The organism is Longispora urticae (assembly GCF_053902585.1).
This window is the reverse complement of the sequence record NZ_JAQZSH010000003.1, coordinates 47,355-64,490: the sequence shown is the minus strand read 5'-3', so window position 1 is coordinate 64,490 and position 17,136 is coordinate 47,355. Positions and strand designations below refer to the sequence as shown.

Annotated in this window: 21 protein-coding genes; 9 read left to right on the top strand and 12 right to left on the bottom strand. The window is 70.9% G+C overall.

The features are described 5' to 3' along the window. Positions 1-39: 39 nt before the first annotated feature. Positions 40-687 carry a ferritin-like fold-containing protein gene (locus PT931_RS01930; protein ID WP_456243972.1) on the bottom strand — a complete coding sequence of 216 codons (648 nt, stop codon included), beginning with the start codon at positions 685-687 and terminating at the stop codon, positions 40-42. Positions 688-1,179: 492 nt separating this feature from the next. Between PT931_RS01930 and PT931_RS01925 the strand changes: the two genes are divergently transcribed. Next, complete coding sequence (locus PT931_RS01925) at positions 1,180-2,868, top strand: DEAD/DEAH box helicase (RefSeq protein ID WP_456244068.1); 1,689 nt, start codon at positions 1,180-1,182, stop codon at positions 2,866-2,868. A gap of 512 nt (positions 2,869-3,380) precedes the next feature. Then, on the top strand, positions 3,381-3,680 hold the full coding sequence (locus PT931_RS01920) for a translation initiation factor 2 (RefSeq protein ID WP_456243971.1): 300 nt from the start codon (positions 3,381-3,383) through the stop codon (positions 3,678-3,680). Between the two features lie 344 nt (positions 3,681-4,024). Here the strand turns inward: PT931_RS01920 and PT931_RS01915 are convergent, their stop codons facing one another. After that, a complete protein-coding gene (locus PT931_RS01915; RefSeq protein ID WP_456243970.1) occupies positions 4,025-4,561 on the bottom strand; it encodes a DUF2231 domain-containing protein in 537 nt (178 codons plus the stop codon). A gap of 98 nt (positions 4,562-4,659) precedes the next feature. Here PT931_RS01915 and PT931_RS01910 point away from each other — a divergent pair, with 98 nt between their 5' ends. From PT931_RS01910 to PT931_RS01900, 3 genes are all read left to right on the top strand, one after another. Beyond that, complete coding sequence (locus tag PT931_RS01910; protein ID WP_456243969.1) at positions 4,660-5,079, top strand: Fur family transcriptional regulator; 420 nt, start codon at positions 4,660-4,662, stop codon at positions 5,077-5,079. A gap of 43 nt (positions 5,080-5,122) precedes the next feature. Beyond that, on the top strand, positions 5,123-6,565 hold the full coding sequence (locus tag PT931_RS01905; protein ID WP_456243968.1) for a catalase: 1,443 nt from the start codon (positions 5,123-5,125) through the stop codon (positions 6,563-6,565). Between the two features lie 111 nt (positions 6,566-6,676). After that, complete coding sequence (locus PT931_RS01900) at positions 6,677-7,264, top strand: Uma2 family endonuclease (RefSeq protein WP_363730195.1); 588 nt, start codon at positions 6,677-6,679, stop codon at positions 7,262-7,264. 12 nt (positions 7,265-7,276) lie between these two features. Here the strand turns inward: PT931_RS01900 and PT931_RS01895 are convergent, their stop codons facing one another. Together PT931_RS01895 and PT931_RS01890 are read right to left on the bottom strand one after the other, a co-directional pair. Then, positions 7,277-8,557 carry an MFS transporter gene (locus PT931_RS01895; RefSeq protein WP_456243967.1) on the bottom strand — a complete coding sequence of 427 codons (1,281 nt, stop codon included), beginning with the start codon at positions 8,555-8,557 and terminating at the stop codon, positions 7,277-7,279. A gap of 196 nt (positions 8,558-8,753) precedes the next feature. Beyond that, positions 8,754-9,662, bottom strand: a complete 909-nt coding sequence (locus tag PT931_RS01890) for a RecB family exonuclease (RefSeq protein ID WP_456243966.1) — start codon at positions 9,660-9,662, stop codon at positions 8,754-8,756. Between the two features lie 57 nt (positions 9,663-9,719). On the opposite strand from PT931_RS01890, the gene PT931_RS01885 reads away from it, so the two are divergent. Continuing rightward, a complete protein-coding gene (locus tag PT931_RS01885) occupies positions 9,720-9,956 on the top strand; it encodes a DUF6191 domain-containing protein (RefSeq protein WP_456243965.1) in 237 nt (78 codons plus the stop codon). A gap of 13 nt (positions 9,957-9,969) precedes the next feature. On the opposite strand, the gene PT931_RS01880 is transcribed toward PT931_RS01885, so the two are convergent. The 7 genes from PT931_RS01880 to PT931_RS01850 all read right to left on the bottom strand — a co-directional run bounded on the left by PT931_RS01880 (position 9,970) and on the right by PT931_RS01850 (position 14,551). After that, positions 9,970-10,575: a MarC family protein gene (locus PT931_RS01880; protein ID WP_456243964.1), complete on the bottom strand. Its 606-nt coding sequence runs from the start codon at positions 10,573-10,575 to the stop codon at positions 9,970-9,972. Positions 10,576-10,608: 33 nt separating this feature from the next. Beyond that, a complete protein-coding gene (locus tag PT931_RS01875; RefSeq protein ID WP_456243963.1) occupies positions 10,609-11,535 on the bottom strand; it encodes a PHP domain-containing protein in 927 nt (308 codons plus the stop codon). 10 nt (positions 11,536-11,545) lie between these two features. Further along, positions 11,546-12,313 carry a PH domain-containing protein gene (locus tag PT931_RS01870; RefSeq protein ID WP_456243962.1) on the bottom strand — a complete coding sequence of 256 codons (768 nt, stop codon included), beginning with the start codon at positions 12,311-12,313 and terminating at the stop codon, positions 11,546-11,548. Between the two features lie 8 nt (positions 12,314-12,321). After that, positions 12,322-12,480 carry a hypothetical protein gene (locus PT931_RS01865; RefSeq protein WP_197005521.1) on the bottom strand — a complete coding sequence of 53 codons (159 nt, stop codon included), beginning with the start codon at positions 12,478-12,480 and terminating at the stop codon, positions 12,322-12,324. A gap of 481 nt (positions 12,481-12,961) precedes the next feature. After that, positions 12,962-13,570, bottom strand: a complete 609-nt coding sequence (locus tag PT931_RS01860; RefSeq protein WP_456243961.1) for a TrmH family RNA methyltransferase — start codon at positions 13,568-13,570, stop codon at positions 12,962-12,964. A gap of 4 nt (positions 13,571-13,574) precedes the next feature. After that, on the bottom strand, positions 13,575-14,054 hold the full coding sequence (locus tag PT931_RS01855) for a hypothetical protein (protein ID WP_456243960.1): 480 nt from the start codon (positions 14,052-14,054) through the stop codon (positions 13,575-13,577). Between the two features lie 41 nt (positions 14,055-14,095). Next, complete coding sequence (locus PT931_RS01850; protein ID WP_456243959.1) at positions 14,096-14,551, bottom strand: MaoC family dehydratase; 456 nt, start codon at positions 14,549-14,551, stop codon at positions 14,096-14,098. A gap of 246 nt (positions 14,552-14,797) precedes the next feature. Between PT931_RS01850 and PT931_RS01845 the strand changes: the two genes are divergently transcribed. From PT931_RS01845 to PT931_RS01835, 3 genes are read left to right on the top strand one after another with little or no spacing between them, the layout of a single operon-like run. Then, complete coding sequence (locus PT931_RS01845) at positions 14,798-15,196, top strand: hypothetical protein (protein WP_456243958.1); 399 nt, start codon at positions 14,798-14,800, stop codon at positions 15,194-15,196. Further along, positions 15,184-16,047 carry an MFS transporter permease gene (locus tag PT931_RS01840; RefSeq protein ID WP_456243957.1) on the top strand — a complete coding sequence of 288 codons (864 nt, stop codon included), beginning with the start codon at positions 15,184-15,186 and terminating at the stop codon, positions 16,045-16,047. The genes PT931_RS01845 and PT931_RS01840 overlap by 13 nt, the downstream gene beginning before the upstream one ends. Further along, the gene (locus PT931_RS01835; protein WP_456243956.1) at positions 16,023-16,664 is read left to right on the top strand and encodes a lysophospholipid acyltransferase family protein; all 642 of its coding nucleotides are present in this window, start codon (positions 16,023-16,025) and stop codon (positions 16,662-16,664) included. The genes PT931_RS01840 and PT931_RS01835 overlap by 25 nt, the downstream gene beginning before the upstream one ends. Here the strand turns inward: PT931_RS01835 and PT931_RS01830 are convergent. Beyond that, positions 16,661-17,044: a thiol-disulfide oxidoreductase DCC family protein gene (locus tag PT931_RS01830; protein WP_456243955.1), complete on the bottom strand. Its 384-nt coding sequence runs from the start codon at positions 17,042-17,044 to the stop codon at positions 16,661-16,663. The two genes, PT931_RS01835 and PT931_RS01830, sit on opposite strands and share 4 nt — an antisense overlap. Positions 17,045-17,136 lie beyond the last annotated feature (92 nt).

Sequence of the window (17,136 nt, the reverse complement as noted above, 5' to 3'; positions counted from 1 at the left end):
AGCGCCGGGCGACGCGCCCGGCGTACCCATCGAAATGATCTAGGTGTTGAGGCCGACCACGGCCATCCGCGCCGTGTGCGCCGCCGTCAGCCGCTTGAACAGGGCGTTGACGGCGGCGAGGTCCCCGGAGCCCTGCACGACCAGCTCGGTCAGCGCCTCCTGCTCGGACGCCACCCGCTGGGCCTGCGACAACGCCTCGCCGACGAGCCGCCGGGCCCACAGCGCCAGCCGGCTGGCCACCTTCGGGTCGGCGTCGACGGCGGCGCGGATCTCGCCCGCGATGAAGTCCGCGTGCCGGGTGTCGTGCAGCACGTCCAGGATCAGCTCCCGGTCCGGACTGCCCAGGAAACCGGCGATCTCCCGGTAGAAATCGTCGGCGATCGAGTCCCCGACATAGGCCTTGACCAGGCCTTCCAGCCAGTCGCGCGGCTCGGTCTGGTCATGGTAGTCATCGATGGCCGCCACGAACGGGGCCATCGCGGCCACCGGGTCGACCCCGAGGGCGGTCAGCCGGTCGACGAGCCGGCGGTAGTTGGCGATCTCCGCGCCGGCCATCTCCGACAGCGCGGCGCGCCGGGCGTGGTCCGGGGCGAGCCGGGCGTCCTCGGCCATCCGGTCGAAGGCGCTCAACTCCCCGTAAGCGAGGACGGCGAGCAGGTCGGTCACGGCAAGGGAGGACTCAGACACGACCGCAGGCTACCTTTTTCGCGCCGGAAATCCCGTGTTTCGGTGAGATGAGCCACAGGTGAGCCTGTCGGAAACGTCACGCAGTGAATTGGTCACGGCGCGTCGACCAATAAACAGTTACCATGGCTGTTAATAGCAGGAGCGCTCTGGCCACTCGAGGCCCCGCACCTGCACCGATCCGCCACTGGCGCCGCGGCGCGCAGGCCGACGACCCGCTCTGCTGAGGTCGCACGAAGCCCGCGTCACGTCGCGACACGCTCTCCGCGCCCGTGGCCACCTGAGAGGGACACCACACTGCTTCCCGCACAGCACGACCCCAGTGAAGAAATCACCGTAGAACCACTGATTCCGATCGCCGTCGACACGCAGGCCCCCACGTTCGCCGAGCTCGGCGTGCGCGCGGAGACCGTCGAGTCGCTCGCCGCTGTCGGCATCACGCGCGCCTTCGCGATCCAGGAGTACGCGCTCCCGATCGCCATGCGCGGCGGCGACGTGATCGGCCAGGCCCCCACCGGCACCGGCAAGACCCTCGGCTTCGGGATCCCGATCCTGGAGCGCACGCTCGACGTGAGCGAGGGCGCCGACGGTGCGCCGCAGGCCCTGATCGTCGTCCCCACCCGCGAGCTCAACGTCCAGGTCGCCCGTGACCTGGCCGCCGCCGGCAAGGTGCGCGGCATCCGCGTCCTCGCCGTCTACGGCGGCGTCGCCTACGAGCCGCAGGTCGACGCGCTGGCCAAGGGCGTCGACATCGTCGTCGGCACGCCCGGCCGGCTGATGGACCTCGCCAAGCAGAAGAAGCTCAACCTGGGCAAGGTCCGCACGCTCGTCCTCGACGAGGCGGACCGGATGCTCGACCTGGGCTTCCTCGAGGACGTCACCAAGATCCTGGCCATGTTGCCGGAGCAGCGGCAGACCATGCTGTTCTCCGCCACCATGCCGGACCCGATCGTGGCGCTGTCCCGCCGGTTCCTGAAGAACCCGGTGACCATCCACGCCGGTCACAACGACAACAGTGCGCCGAACCCGCTGACCAAGCAGTTCGTCTACCGCACGCACCCGATGAACAAGGCCGAGGTCGTCGCCCGCATCCTGCAGGCGAAGGACCGGGGCCTGACGATGATCTTCTGCCGGACCAAGCGGGCCACCCAGAACCTCTCCGAGGACCTGGACTTCCGCGGCTTCGCGGCCGGCGCCGTGCACGGTGACCTGGGCCAGGGCGCCCGGGAGCGTGCCCTGCGCGCGTTCCGGGCCGGCAAGGTCGACGTGCTGGTCGCCACCGACGTCGCCGCCCGCGGCATCGACGTCACGGCGGTCACCCACGTGATCAACTACGACTGCCCCGAGGACCAGGAAACGTACGTGCACCGGATCGGCCGCACCGGCCGCGCCGGGGCGACCGGTGTCGCCGTCACGTTCGTCGACTGGGAGGACGCTCCGCGCTGGAGCCTCATCGACAAGAACCTGCACCTCGACCAGCCGAACCCGCCGGAGACGTACCACACGTCCCCGCACCTGTTCACCGACCTCGACATCCCGGAGGGCGTCACCGGCACCCTCCCGTCGGCGCAGCGCACCCGTTCCGGGCTGAGCTCCGAGGCGATCGAGGACATCGAGGGCGGCCCGCGCAAGGGCGGTCGCGACCGGGACCGGGGTGACCGCAAGAGCGGTGGCCGCGGCCGGTCCGAGCGGCCGGCCGGTTCCTCCTCGGGTGCCGGGGCGGCTCCCGCCCAGGGCTCGGCGGAGGTGGCGGTCGACAAGCCGCCGCGTCAGCGTCGTCGGTCGCGGCGGGTCGCCGATGGTGAGTCGCCGGTCGTCGGTGGCGGGGCCGAGTCCGGCGCCGTCTCCGTCGGGGCTGCGGCTTCCGGTTCGGGTTCGGGTTCCGGTGAGGTTGCCGCTGCCCGGGGCGGGGTGGCCTCTCCGGGGGCCGCGCTGACCGGGTCGGGGACCTCCGGTTCCGGGTCGGGTTCGACCGCTCCGCGTTCGCGGTCGGCACGGTCCTCCGCGCCGGCTCCGGCCGTGGCGTTGGGGACGCCGTTCGCGTCGGGGGTCGTCGCCCCCGTGTTCGCGGCGCCGGTCGTCGAAGGGGACTCCGGAACTGACGAGGGGTCGTTCGACGGTGGCGAGGAGGCGCGCAAGCCGCGTCGGCGGCGGCGGAAGCCGGCTGGCAGTTCGGCCGAGTAGGACTCAGAGGTAACGCAGGGGGCTCCATCCGGTTGGGTGGGGCCCTCTTCGCGTGCGGGGAGCGGGCCATCGGCTCGGTCACCTGGGACGAGTTCAAGGCGGGCCCACTCCGTATGTGGGGAGCGGCCCCAGGGTGTCGCCCTGCCCGAGCCGGTGCTGAGGGCCTTCTTCGTGTGTGGGGAGCGGGCGGAACCGGAGACGACGACGGCCACATCGCGCTCCGGCCTTCTTCGCGTGTGGGGAATGGGCTGGTGGCTGACGCAACTGGCCTGGGCGGCGGGACAGCTGGCCGGGCGTCCGAGCATCAGGTGGCGGATGTCCGAGGACGTTATGGCCGGTCGTGGCCGGTCGTAGGTCGGTCGGATGTTCTTTGGCGTGGGAGGCCTGGGTGGGCGGTGCGGAGCGCCGCCCACCCAGGCCGGGCGCCGGATCGCCGCCGGGTCGGGGGCTGTGGCGCACCCGTCGGCGCAGGAGGTGCCCCGTCCCGTGCGCCCGACCGTTACGGTGGGCGGGTGACGGATGATTACTGGCGCCGCCCCGCCTCCGGCCAGCCGGAGCCCCCGGCACCGCCCGCGCGCCCGACGCCGCCGGCGTACACGGGACCGCCGCCGTCGACCCCGCCCCCGCCGGGGTGGCGCCCGCCCACGATCGTGGAGATCCCGCCGGCCCGGCAACTGCCCGCGCAGGAGCACCGTGTCCTCGACGCGGAGGAACGCGCCGCCCGGACGATCACGTACGGGGTCGGCATGATGTCCGGGGCCGTCGCCCTGGTGCTCGTCCTGATCCTGTGCGGCCGGGCCCTGTTCGTCTGAGCCACCCGAGGACCGGAACGCACCGCACGGACCCGTGGCCGCGGACCAGGCTCACCGACAGACCTGGCCCGATCACCGCACCGGCCCGTCCCGCGGACCCAGTCGACCGGCGGACCTGCGGGCTCACGGACTCAGATCACCCTGTGGACCCGCCCACCACACCCGGCCCACCCGTGGCCCTGGTCCCGCCGCGCGAACCCACCCCAACCCGTGGCCCGAACCACCAGTGAGCCCGGCCCACCCGTGAGCCCGGCCCACCCGTGGCCCCGGACAACCCCGTGGGCCCCAACCTTCACACACAGGGCCGGCTCCCACCGTAACCAGAAAATGCCCTTGATCTGGGTCTAGTAGCCGCTCCAGGCGATCCGGGCGCCCGCGTCCCCGGTCTTGTACACGTACCACCCGGAGAACCCGGCCAGGACCAGCACCGCGAGGCCGAACACGATCATCATGATCATGCGCCCGCGGGCCGCCGGGGGTGCCGCGACCTCCCCGCCGGCCGGTGCGGGCGCGGCGTTGGCGTTGGCCCGGCGCCGCCCGGCCTCGAGCGCCATGAACAGCAGCGACACGACGGCGAGTCCGCAGACGAACCAGAGCATCTTCTCGCCGTGGTCCTGGTGGACGTTGATGTCGGCGGCGAGCTCGGGGGGCATCATGCCCTTGTCCTGCATCCGCCGCTCGAAGCGTTCGCCGCTCTCCTTGGCCACCCAGGAGACGACGGGGGCGATGACGACCAGCAGGAGGAACACCCAGGTGAACCGGGCCCGCAGGGGCGGCACCAGGACGTAGACCACGCCCATGAGGGCGAGGAGTGGCACGAAGACGACGGCGGCGTGGACGAGCAACGGGTGCGCCGGCAGACCCATGATCTCATCGAACATCGCGTCAGTGTGGGCGTACCGCGACGGCCGGGGCAATGCCCCACACCGCCTCCGGCTCTTATTTGACTGATTCCAGAAAACGTGGTTACCTTCTGGTCATGCCAAGTGACCAGCAGCTCCGAGCGCATGGCCTCCGGGTCACGAAACCGCGGCTCGCGGTGCTCGACGTGCTGGCCGGCGGGGGCCACCTGGACGTGGACGAGATCACCCGCCAGGTGCGCGACCGGCTCGACAGTGTCTCCACCCAGGCCGTCTACGACGTGCTGGGTGCCCTCACCCGCTCCGGCCTCGCCCGCAGGATCGAGCCGGCCGGCCACCCCGCCCGGTTCGAGGCGCGCACGGGGGACAACCACCACCACGTGGTGTGCCGGAGCTGCGGAGCCATCGACGATGTTGACTGCGCGGTGCACTACACCCCATGCTTGACCCCGTCGAAAAGTCATGGCTTCGTCCTCGATGAGGCAGAAGTCACGTACTGGGGCCTGTGCCCCAAGTGTCAGGAGATCACCGAAGACTGAGATCCGGGAGTCCGGGTCTCGCCCCTAAGTTGGAGGAGAGACGTTGACCGAGCACTCCACGACCGAGACCGGCTCCCCGGCCCCCAGCGACGCGTTCTCGCTGACCGCCGGCGCCGACGGCCCGATCCTGCTGCACGACCATCATTTCATCGCCCAGATGGCGCACTTCAACCGTGAGCGGGTGCCGGAGCGCAACGTGCACGCGAAGGGCGGCGGCGCGTTCGGGCACTTCACGGTCACGGCCGACGTCAGCGCCTTCACCAAGGCCGCGGTGTTCCAGCCCGGCACGACCACCGAGACGCTGCTGCGGTTCTCCACGGTCGCCGGCGAGCAGGGCAGCGCGGACACGGCGCGCGACCCGCGCGGGTTCGCGCTGAAGTTCTACACGACCGAGGGCAACTACGACCTGGTCGGCAACAACACCCCGGTCTTCTTCATCCGGGACCCCATCAAGTTCCCGCACTTCATCCGCTCGCAGAAGCGGCTGCCGGACACCGGGCTGCGCGACAACGACATGCAGTGGGACTTCTGGACGCTGAACCCGGAGTCCGCGCACCAGGTGACGACGCTGTTCACGGACCGGGGCACGCCGGCGACGTGGCGCGAGCAGCACGGCTTCGGCTCGCACACCTACAGCTGGGTGAACGCGGGCGGCGAGCGGTTCTGGGTGAAGTACCACTTCGTCACCGAGCAGGGCATCCGCAACCTGAGCGCGTCGGAGGCGGCGGCGATCTCGGCCGAGGACCCGGACTTCCACCGCCGCGACCTGATCGAGCACATCAAGCGGGGCGACCATCCGTCGTGGACGCTGAAGGTGCAGATCATGCCGTACGCGGACGCGCCCGGCTACCGGTTCAACCCGTTCGACCTGACGAAGGTCTGGCCGCACGGCGACTACCCGCTGATCGAGGTCGGCCGGCTCACCCTGGACCGCAACCCGGAGAACTTCTTCGCCCAGATCGAGCAGGCCGCGTTCGAGCCGTCGGCGCTGGTCCCGGGCATCGGGGTGTCCCCGGACAAGATGCTGCTCGGCCGGATGTTCGCCTACGCGGACACCCACCGGCACCGGATCGGCACCAACTACACCCAGCTGCCGGTGAACCAGCCGAAGGTGCCGGTGAACACGTACACGTTCGACGGTGCGATGCGCTTCGACCACAGCGGCAACTCCCCGGTCTACTCCCCCAACTCCTACGGCGGCCCGGTCGCCGACGAGACGAAGGGCGCGGAGATCGGCTGGGAGGTCGACGGCGAGATGGTCCGGTCGGCCGCGACCCTGCACGCCGAGGACGACGACTTCGGCCAGCCGGGCACGCTGGTCCGCGAGGTGCTCACCGACGCCGAGCGGGCCGCGCTGGCCAGCAATGTCGTCGGCCACCTCAAGGGCGGGGTGTCGGCGCCGATCCTGGCGAAGGCGCTGGCGTACTGGCGCGCGGTCGACAAGGGTCTCGGCGACACCATCGCCAACGGAGTGAATGGTCACTGACCTGGCGATGATCTCCAGGTATCGATAGACTCGGCCTCCCTCGTCCGTTCGAGGGAGGCCGAGTTTGCACGGGTTTGTGCGATAATCGGGCCAACGGCAGGGGGTGTTCCGGTGACCACAGGATGGACTGACGCGCTGGCCGCCGACGCCCGGGACGCCCAGACCCTCCGCCGGATCCTCGCCGATCCGACGAATCCCGAGGTCTATCCGGACTCCATCCCGCACGAGCTCGTCAACGGAGCGATCATCGTGACGCCACCGGCAGGACCCACGCACGGCTCCCTGCTCGTCATCCTCGGCACGTCCCTCCGCCGCCAGCTCCCCCGGGACCTGTGGCTGGGCATCGACACCTGGCTCTACCTCGACCGGCAGAACCACCCGGCCCCCGACCTGATGCTCTGCCCCCGCCCGGACAGCGAGATGAAGCGGCCCGCCGAGGCGCTCCTCGTGCTGGAGATCCTGTCCCCGGCGACGGCCGACCGCGACCGGGGCGAGAAGCGTGCCGTCTACGCCCGGCACGCCATCCCGTCCTACCTGATCGTGGACCCCGACCCGCTGACCATCACGGAGCTGCGGCTCGACGGCGAGACCTATGTGGAACGCCAGACGGTGACCGCCCCGGGCATCTTCACCACCGAGGCGCCCTGCCCGCTCACGGTCAACCTGGGCTCCCTGGCCCGCGAGCTCGCCGCCTGGTGAAGATCAAGATCTCTATCTGGTTACGAGTGGGCGCCCGGCCCCGTCCGTGAAGGCCGGGCGGAACGCGCCCGCGAACGGGATGATCGCCAGGACCAGCACCAGCGGGATCACGAAGCCGAGCCGCAGGTTCCCGACGAGCCCCACCAGCGGGGCGCCCAGTACGAACCCGGCGTAGTTGAAGAGGTTCACCCGGGCGATCGCCACCCCGGTGTTGTCGGGGTCGAGCCGCGCCGCCGCCGTGAACGACTGGGGCACGATCGCGCACAGCCCGAGGCCCAGCACCCCGAACCCGGCGATCCCCCACCACGGGCTCTGCGCGGCCACCACCAGCGCGAGCCCCACGGTGCCGACCAGTGCTCCGACCACCACGGTCCGCGTCGAGCCGAACCGCTCGCCCAGCCGGTCCGCGCCGGAGCGGCCGATCACCTGGAAGCCCTGGTAGAAGAAGTACGCCCACGGGGCCACGGACTCCGTGCTCCCCAGCTCCTTGAGCAGGTACGGGCCGTGCCAGTTCGAGGTGGACGAGTCCGCGATGTACATGAACATCATCGCGATCCCGATCATGAGCACGGGCTTCCACGGCACCTTCGCCGCGAGCCCGGTCGTGCCCGGGGCGCCCGCCGGGCCGGCGGCGACCGCGTCCCCGGTCGGGCCCCCGGCAGCTCCGGTCGTGCCCGCCGTGCCGGCCGCCCCCTCGGCGACCGGCACGGCGGAACTCTGCGGCCCCCGGATCTCGGCGCGCTTCAGCAGTCCGGGGCCGACCAGCAGCGCGAGCGCCACCCCGACCGCCCCGACGACCCCCAGGTGCGCGGCGAGCGGGATCCGGCCGGCGACGGCGACGCTGGCGAGCGCGCCGAGGATGCCCGCGACGCTCCACACCGCGTGCATCGACGCGAGGATGCTCCGCCCGTACCGGGCCTGCACCGCCACGCCCTGCATGTTCATCGTCGCGTCCACCGCGCCGACGCCGAGCCCGAAGACGACGAGGACCGCGAACAGCGCCGGGCGGTTGGGGGCCGCGCCGGTGGCCGCGATCGTCGCGCACACCAGCGGCCCGGAGATCCGGAGCAGCGCCGCGCTGCCGAACCGGGCGGCGAGCCAGCCGGACAGCGCGCTGCCGATCCCGGCGAACACGGGCACGGCGAGCAGGACGAGCGAGAGTTCCTCGTCGGTGAAGCGGTGCTCCGCCTGGATCGCCGGTACCCGTGTGACCAGGGCCGCGAAGCACAGGCCCTGCACGAAGTACGCGCCCGCGACGGCGATGCGTGCGCGGCGGTCCCGATCGAGGCTCATAACTGAGGGATTCTCGCGTTCCCTGGTGCCCAGCGCAATCCCCCGCCGGCCCCGGCTTCCGAACCGGCCCCGGAATCCGCCGCGGCTCGACCGCGCCCCCACACATCGACGGCTCCCGCTCCACGGCCAGCGCTGGCCGATCGCGTTCGTCGCCGGGCCGCCGGCACCTGGTCAGCAGCTCGCCGGCCAGTACCCGTCAGATGGTCTGCCCTGGTCCGCTGACACCCGCCGGGTCATCGGCCACGGCCGCCGGGACCCCTGCCCCGGGTTCCCGGGGCGCCGGAACCGTGTAGCCCTCCACCGCCGTCCACGGGTCCCGCTTCGGCGCCTCCCGCCCCGCCGGGCACGACGTCCGGAAGTCGCAGAAGGAGCACAGCGCGCTCGGCCGCATCGCGAACTCACGATCCGCCCGGATGTCGGCGACCGTGGCCTCGGCCCGCGCCACGTGCCGCGCCAGACTCTCGACGGTGTGCTCGTGCGCCGCGACCGTACCCGTAGGGAGGTGGTGCAGCTCGACCTTCCGGCACGGCTTGTGGAACATCCGCTCGGCCGCGTACGCGTACAGCGCGAGTGCCCGCGAACCCCGCGCGTCGTCGGCGTCCAGCCCGGTCCGCCCCGTCTTGTAGTCCACGATCACCAGCTCGCCGTCGCGCGCGTCGAGCCGGTCGACCCGCCCCGACAGGGCCAGCGTCTCCGTCTTCGCCGCCACCGTGCGCTCGACGCCGACCGGGTCGCCCTCGGGCAGCCCGGCGACGTACCGCTCCAGCCAGGCGACCGCCGTCCGGTACACCGCCTTGACCTGGGCCGCGTCCCGGTAACCGTCGGTCACCCAGGCGCCGGTGAGGAGCCGGGGGACGATTTCCGCAGTACGCTGGGTGGTCGGCAGGTCGTACCACCTCTTCAGGGCGTTGTGCACGCTCGCGCCGAGGGAGTTGTGCGCCCACGCGGGGCCTCTGGGCGGCGCTGGGCGGTCCAGGTACGCGTACCGGTACCTACGGGGGCAGTCCTCGTAGGTGGTGATCCTGCTCGGCGTACAACTGAAGAGCTTCACTGGTGCGGAGAAAAGTGCAAGCTGGTTGTCTTCGTCCGGTTTCGCGCTCGGCATATTCCCATGCTCTCACCGGGGTGCGACACTGGAACATCTAGCAGGGGAGGCACGGCCATGGGTTTACTGCGCTGGATGCGTGGCGGCGACGAGGACAACGCCTCGGCCGGCTCGCTGTCTGCCGGCATGGCCGAGCTCGGCGGTTTCTTCTCCCCCGGGCAGCGCAAGCAGACCGAGCACGTGGAGCAGCAGAAGCGGCTCCGCAGGGACGTGACCTCGGCCGACGGCGGTAACCGGATCGATCTGGAGAGCGGCGTGGCCGTCATCCGCCGCGTGGCCCCCGCCGAGGGCTAGGCACCAGACCCGCCTAGAAGTGGGTCTTGACGTACTCCACGATCGCGTCCGCGATCAACTGCACCGCGATGGCCGCCAGCAGCAGGCCCGCGATCCTGGTCAGCACCTCGATGCCGCTCGGCTTGAGAATCCGCACGATGATCGTCGAGAACCGCAACACCAGGAAGATGATGAGGTGTACGGCCACGATCGCCCCCGCGATGGCCAGATAACCGCCGACCTCGTCCGTCCCGCGCACCGCGAGCATCGTCGCCACGATCGCGCCCGGCCCGGCCAGTAGCGGGGTGCCCAGCGGCACGAGGGCCACGTTCGAGGTGACCTCCCGGGACGGGTCGTCCGCCTTGCCGGTCAGCAGCTCCAGCGCCACCAGGAGCAGCAGGATGCCGCCCGCCGCGCGCAGGGCGAACAGCTCGATGTGCAGGTACTTGAAGATCTGCTCCCCGACCACCGCGAACGTCACGATCACGCCGAACGACAGCAGCACCGACTGGAGCGCGGCGCGCCGCCGGTTGCGGATATCCATGGTGGAGGTGAGCGCCAGGAAGATCGGCACCAGCCCCGGGGGGTCGGTGATCACGATCAGGGTCAGGAAGGTCGCCCCGAGCAGCTTGAGATCCACGAGCCCACTCTAGGGTCGCGGGCCCCGGGCAGGTCAGGAAACCCGGGGCGGCGTGCCGTGGCTCTCGGCGACGATCCGTTCGTACACCTCGGGGGCGGTCGTCCGGGCGCCGAGCCGGACCGTCTTGTTCGTGCCGTGGTAGTCGCTGGAGCCGGTGACGAACAGGCCCAGGTCGTGGGCGAGGGCGACCAGCTCGTCGCGTTCGGCGTCGGTGTGGTCGGTGTGCTCCGCCTCCAGCCCGAACAGGCCGTGCGCCGCCAGCTCCACGATCATCGAGTCCGGTACCACCCGGCCGCGTTTGGAGGCCCTGGGGTGCGCGAACACCGGCACCCCGCCGGCCGCGCGGACCAGGTCGACGGCCTCGAACACGTCCACGGCGGCCTTCGGCAGCTGCCACCGGGTGCCGAGGTACTCCGCCCCGAACGCCTCGTCGACCGTCCCGACCACGCCGAGTTCCACCAGGGCCCTGGCCAGGTGCGGCCGGCCCACGGAGCCGCCGGCCGCGTAGCCGAGGACCTGCTCCCAGGTGATGTCGACGCCGTCGGCGCGGATCAGGTCGACCATCCGCTCGCCGCGGTGCGCCCGGTCCTCGACCAGGCCGGCCATGGTGCCGGCCAGCTCGGCGTGCTCCGGGTCGAAGAGGTAGGCCAGCAGGTGCAGTTCCATGCCCTCGCGTTCGGCGGCGGGCCGGGCGGCCTCGCGGGCCTTCCACACGGACGCCCCGTGGTCGTCCCACTGGCTGTTCGAGGCGCCGCCGTCCCACACACAGGAGATCTCCGCGCCGGGGATCAACGTCAGGCCCGCCGGCAGCGCCTCGGTGGCCGCGTCCCAGCCGGCGGTCGTGTCGTGGTCGGTGAGGGCGACGATGTCCAGCCCGGCGGCGCGCGCCTCGGCCATCAACGGGCCGGGCGGCACCGTACCGTCACTCGCCGTGGAGTGGACGTGAAGATCGATCCGCATCGGGCCGACGCTACGCGTCCTCGCCGCCGCCGCTCTCCTCGCCCCGGCCGAGCCGTGCCTCGACGGCCTCCGGCTCGTACATCTCCTCACAGACCCGCAGGTAGAGCTCGTTCGGGTTCGGCAGGTGCTTGACCTCGCGGAGCGCCTGCTCCTGGCCCGCGGACTCCAGCACGAAGGTGCCGTAGTTGAGCATCCGGCCGACCGGCGACTGCTCGTACTTCATGTCGGTGACGCGCATCAGCGGCATCATGGCGACCTTGCGGGTGACGATGCCGGAGACGACCATGACCCGCTTGTTGGTGAGGATGAAGCGGTCGAAGTACCAGTCGAGGTGCTTCCAGCCGACCCACACCAGGACCGCGATCCACAGGGCCACGACGACCCCGGTGACCCCGCCCTGGTTGTGCTTGGCGAGCAGGCCCGACGCGTACCCCATCACGAACGTGGCCCCGACGCCGATGGCCAGCTCGGGGACCAGGTGGATCCAGTGCCTGCGCCACTCGCCCCGGTACCGCTCCGTGGGGAACAGGTAGCGCGAGACGAGCGGGCTCGGTTCTGGCTCGAGCGGCAGGACCCTGCGGGGACCCACCGGCAGGCCGGCGGCGTCGAAACGCAGACCCTCGAGCTCCTCCTCCGAGAGAACGGGAGGAGGAGCAAGGTAGTCCACAGACGTGGAGGCAGTCAGATCCTCCACCGATGGCTCCGGGCGTGCCCGGGGGATCGGCTCGGTATCCCGGTTCGGTGTCTCGTCCGGGCCGTTACGTCCGTCGTCGGCCATATCAGCGATCAGCCAACCACACCAGCGAGGAAGTCGCCCATTCCACTCAGCACTTCTCCGATCGTGTCGCCGATCTTCCCAGCCACACCGGCTGCGGAATCAGGCCGATACGCGATGAAGAAGACCAGGAACGCGAGGCCACCCCACGTGAGAATCTTTTTGACCATGGCGAGAATTCCCCTCCCCACTTGCATTGCCGCGGCGTTACCCAGAGTATCAGTTACGGCTCGTACGGTGAATGTCTCAGTAGAACTTCAGCCCTCCCCATGAAGATACGGGGACAGAGCCCCGAACACGAGTGCACTGGGGAGCGATTCCACGAGGTCGTGGAGGACCACTTCGTCCACCAGTACGTCACCCGCTGTAGTCGGTCGTGCCACCGCGTACCTCCGGAAGCCCGGGTCCGTCCACTTCTGCGCTGTGGTCCGGCGGTGTACCGGAGGCCCACAGTGGAGCGCGACGGGGACGGCGGTGGTACTTCTCCGCCGTGCTGCGGACAACGGACCGCGACGCTCACAAAGTCAGGCTACTCCGCATTGGAGAAGAAAATCCCTTCCGAAATTTTCATTCACGCGGACTGTCGGATACCTGGAGGCAGCGCCGCGGACACCGTGCATTCAGGCGTACCGGCGACGGCACGCGTGGCGTTCAGGCGTGCTGGCGGATCCACGCGTGCATCGCGATGCCCCCGGCGACCCCGGCGTTGATCGACCGGGTGGAGCCGAACTGGGCGATCGAACACACCAGGCTCGCCGCCGCGCGGGCCGGTTCGGAGAGCCCCGGCCCCTCCTGCCCGAACAGCAGTACGCACCGGCGGGGCAGCTCCACCGACTCCAGGGGCACCGCCCCGGGCAGGTTGTCGATCCCGACGATCGGCAGGTCCTCGGACTTGGCCCAGGCCAGCAGGTCATCGATGGTCTCGTGGTGGAAGACGTGCTGGTAGCGGTCGGTCACCATGGCCCCGCGCCGGTTCCAGCGCCGGCGGCCCACGATGTGCACGGCCCGGGCCAGGAACGCGTTGGCGGTCCGCACGACGGTGCCGATGTTCATGTCGTGCTGCCAGTTCTCGATGGCCACGTGGAAGTCGTGCCGGCGGAGGTCCAGGTCGGCGACGACCGCCTCGCGGGTCCAGTACCGGTACCGGTCCACCACGTTGCGGCGGTCGCCGAGTTCGAGCAGCTCCGGGTCGTACCGGGCGTCGTCCGGCCACGGGCCCACCCAGGGGCCCACGCCGACCTCGACCTCGTCCTCCGTCACCCGGTCAGGCTAGCGCCTCCGCCAGGTCGTCCATGAACCGCTGCTCGGCGGCCGTGACCCGGTCCCCGCCGATGCCGAGGAAACCGCCCGTCTGGGCCGCCTCCGCGACAGAACCGGCGATCCGGTGCAGCCAGACCCGGTACGCGGCGGCGTCGGCGGGCTCGGCCTTCTCGGCGAGCACCCGGGAGGCGCGGCGCGCGCCGTCGAGCACCTCCGCGAGGCCGGCCGCCCGGTTGTTGAACTCCTCGGCGGCCGGCAACTCGTCGGCGTCGGGGTCGGCCTCGTTGAGGAAGAGGTCCGCGTACACCGCGCGGACCAGGGCGCTGTCGTCCACCTCGCCGGCCTGGATGCCCGCGTGTCCCGCGAGGCCCTCGTTGACGGTGCGCCGGGCGCCGTCCGCCTCCGCCGAGGTCGCCGCGATCACCACCGCCCGGGGCAGTTCCACGAGCAGATCCCACTCGGTGCCGGTGTACTGGTCCCGCATGCCGACCTCCCTGTAGTCACCTGGTGACTCACAGGATATGGCTATTGGGGAGCTTTCGGCACCATGACGCGACGGCGGAAAATGCACACCATCGTGCCGTCCTGGTTGTACCCACGGGTCTCCACGTAGACGATGCCGCGGTCCGGCTTGGAGCTGGACTCCTTGACCTCGAGCACGGTCGTCTCGCCGTAGAGGGTGTCCCCATGGAAGGTCGGCGCGACGTGCTTGAGCGACTCGACCTCGAGGTTCGCGATGGCCTTACCGGACACGTCGGCGACCGACATGCCGAGGAGCAGCGAGTAGATGTAGTTGCCGACCACCACGTTCTTGCCGAATTCCGTCGACGTCGCCGCGTAGTGCGCGTCGATGTGCAGCGGGTGGTGGTTCATGGTGAGCAGACAGAAGAGGTGATCGTCGTACTCGGTGATGGTCTTTCCGGGCCAGTGCTTGTAGATCGCACCGACCTCGAACTCCTCGAAATACCGACCGAACTGCATCTGCGGGCTCCTCACGCGATGGGTTACCGGTCAGTAGCATAGTCGGATCCCTACAAACAGCAACGAGCGGCGAGGCCTATAGACGCCCGCCGCCCGCGCTTTTTGTTGTGCTGCCGATCCTGCTCTGTAAATCTTTGGTTTGCTGTGACCTGCGCCATAGTTACGCAAACGTAAGCACCCATCGACCGAAAGGACTACGTCCGCCCTGGCCGGGTGAAGGATCCACCCGATCCTAGAATCTCCGATATGCGACTCCGAGTGACGATCACCACACTCGTCGCGGTGGCTCTGCTCCTCGGGACCCTGTTCGGCTCCGATGACGATTTTCCCGTCGGCCCCTTCCGGATGTACGCGACGACCGACGTCCTCGACGCGCCCGTCCGCGACACCCGGGTCGCCGCCCTCGACGACACCGGGGCGGCCCTCGACCTGACCGAGACCAACACGGGGCTCCGCCGCGCGGAGGTCGAGGGACAGCTCGGCCGGCCGGACCTCCCCCGCCTGCTCGCGGTGGCCTACGAACGCCGCAACCCGGCCGCGGCCCCGATCCGCCGGGTCACCGTCGTGGTCACCTGGCACGAGCTGCGCGACGGCCGGCCGACCGGACGGGCCACCGAGGAGACGGTCGCCGCATGGGAACGGTGACCGCTACCCCGGTCCCGACCCAGGTGCCCGGGTGGCTGTGCGCGCCCGTACCCCTCGGCCGGGTCGCTCTGTTCCGGGTGCTCGTGTACCTGTTCGTCGCGGCCGACCTGGTGATCTTCACGCCCTGGGTCCGGGGCCACGCCACGGTGCCCGTCGAGCTGTACCGCCCGGTGTTCGTCGCGCGGATTCTGCACCTGCCGGCCCCCACCCCGGCACTCGTGCACGGCATCTTCTGGGTACTGCTCTGCGCGGCGCTCGCCGCGGCGTCCGGCCGGTGTCCCCGGCTCCTCGGCGGGACCGTCTTCCTGCTGTACGCCGAGTGGATGGTCCTCGCCATGAGCTACGGCAAGGTCGACCACGACCGGTTCGGGCTGCTCGTCGCACTCGCCGCCCTGCCCACGGCCGGCCGGGCCCGGTTCGGTTCCACGGAACCGTCGGCCGCCGGGGGCTGGGCGCTGCGGGTCACCCAGCTGGCGGTGGTCGCGACGTACTTCCTCGCCGGCTGGGCGAAGCTGCGGTTCGGCGGGATCGAATGGCTCACCGGGGCCACCATGACCCGGGCCGTGATCCGCCGGGGCACCTGGCTCGCCCAGCTGGTCGTCGGGGTGCCCGGGCTGCTCGTGCTGAGCCAGTTCGGCATTCTGGCGTTCGAACTCGCCAGCCCGGTGGTGCTGTTCGTCCGCGAGCGGGCCCGGTACGTCCTCGTCGGCGGGTTCTACCTGTTCCACGCGGTCGTGTTCGCCACGGTCACCATCACGTTCCTGCCGCACCAGGTGGCCATGGCCAGCTTCCTCCCGCTGGAGAGGGCGGTGAGTAGGCTGCTCGGGTGCCATACGGACTCGCGAAGGTGATCGCCGGCCCCCTGTTCCGGGTGTACTGCCGCGCCACCGTCACCGGCCTGCACCACCTGCCGGCCACCGGACCCGTCCTGCTCGCCTCGAACCATCTCGGCACCCTCGACCCGCTGATCCTGCCCGCGCTCCTGCCGCGCCGGGTGACGTTCGTGGCCAAGTCCGAATACTTCGCCGAGGGGCGGCTCACGGGAAAGCTGCTCCGGGCGTTCGGCCAGCTGCCCGTCGAGCGCCGGGCCGGGGCGGCGGCGACGGAGGCCCTGGAGACGGCCCTGGCGGTACTGCGGTCCGGCGAGGTGTTCGGCATCTACCCCGAGGGCACCCGCTCCCCCGACGGCCGGCTGTACCGGGGCCGGGTCGGGGTCGGCTGGCTCGCGCTCGCGTCCGGGGCGACCGTGGTGCCGGTGGGGATGGTCGGGACCGACCGGGTGCTGCCGCGCGGGGCCGCGCTGCCCCGGCCGGCGAAGGTGGAGATCCGTCTCGGCGCGCCCGTGGCGGTCAGCGGGTCGGAGACCAGCGCGCGGGACCGGCGGGCGGCGACCGACACGATCATGGCTGCGATCGGGGAACTGACCGGACAGGACCGCGCCGGGGTGTACGCGCCGCTGCCGGCCTAGAGGGCGTCGCGCTGGGCCTGGGGCAGCGAGCAGGCCGGGGTGCCGCCGGGCATCCGGTGCCGGTTGCGGGCGAGCAGGCGGTAGAGCGGCCAGGCCAGCCACAGCACCGGGGGCAGGCCCAGGAGCCAGCCGAGGGGGCGCCAGGGGCCGCCGGCGTCGCGCAACAGCCGGGCGATGCCGGCCGGCCCGGCGGACACCACCCCGCGCCCGTCGATCCACTGCACGGCGCTCTCCGCCTGCTCGCGGGTCACGCCGAGCGCGGCCAGGTCGGTGAACTGCCAGGGCACGATCCTGGCCCGGGTCGGGATCCGGCGCTCGATGAACTGCGCACAGGTGGAGCAGAAGGCGCAGTCGCCGTCGTACACGAAGGTGGCGCTCATGGCCCCATCATCCTCCCGTGTCGGGCCGGAGAAACGGTGAGTCGCGCCACGCGGTGAACATGGACAGTCCTTCGAACATGTGTTCTAGTATT

Excerpts from the sequence above, each read along its gene's own strand:
- PT931_RS01915 (WP_456243970.1), bottom strand. The coding sequence starts at position 4,561 with ATGTTCGATGAGATCATGGGTCTGCCGGCGCACCCGTTGCTCGTCCAC.
- PT931_RS01910 (WP_456243969.1), top strand. The coding sequence starts at position 4,660 with ATGCCAAGTGACCAGCAGCTCCGAGCGCATGGCCTCCGGGTCACGAAA.
- PT931_RS01895 (WP_456243967.1), bottom strand. The coding sequence starts at position 8,557 with ATGAGCCTCGATCGGGACCGCCGCGCACGCATCGCCGTCGCGGGCGCG.
- PT931_RS01890 (WP_456243966.1), bottom strand. The coding sequence starts at position 9,662 with ATGCCGAGCGCGAAACCGGACGAAGACAACCAGCTTGCACTTTTCTCC.
- PT931_RS01885 (WP_456243965.1), top strand. The coding sequence starts at position 9,720 with ATGGGTTTACTGCGCTGGATGCGTGGCGGCGACGAGGACAACGCCTCG.
- PT931_RS01875 (WP_456243963.1), bottom strand. The coding sequence starts at position 11,535 with ATGCGGATCGATCTTCACGTCCACTCCACGGCGAGTGACGGTACGGTG.
- PT931_RS01870 (WP_456243962.1), bottom strand. The coding sequence starts at position 12,313 with ATGGCCGACGACGGACGTAACGGCCCGGACGAGACACCGAACCGGGAT.
- PT931_RS01865 (WP_197005521.1), bottom strand. The coding sequence starts at position 12,480 with ATGGTCAAAAAGATTCTCACGTGGGGTGGCCTCGCGTTCCTGGTCTTC.
- PT931_RS01855 (WP_456243960.1), bottom strand. The coding sequence starts at position 14,054 with ATGCGGGACCAGTACACCGGCACCGAGTGGGATCTGCTCGTGGAACTG.
- PT931_RS01850 (WP_456243959.1), bottom strand. The coding sequence starts at position 14,551 with ATGCAGTTCGGTCGGTATTTCGAGGAGTTCGAGGTCGGTGCGATCTAC.
- PT931_RS01845 (WP_456243958.1), top strand. The coding sequence starts at position 14,798 with ATGCGACTCCGAGTGACGATCACCACACTCGTCGCGGTGGCTCTGCTC.
- PT931_RS01840 (WP_456243957.1), top strand. The coding sequence starts at position 15,184 with ATGGGAACGGTGACCGCTACCCCGGTCCCGACCCAGGTGCCCGGGTGG.
- PT931_RS01830 (WP_456243955.1), bottom strand. The coding sequence starts at position 17,044 with ATGAGCGCCACCTTCGTGTACGACGGCGACTGCGCCTTCTGCTCCACC.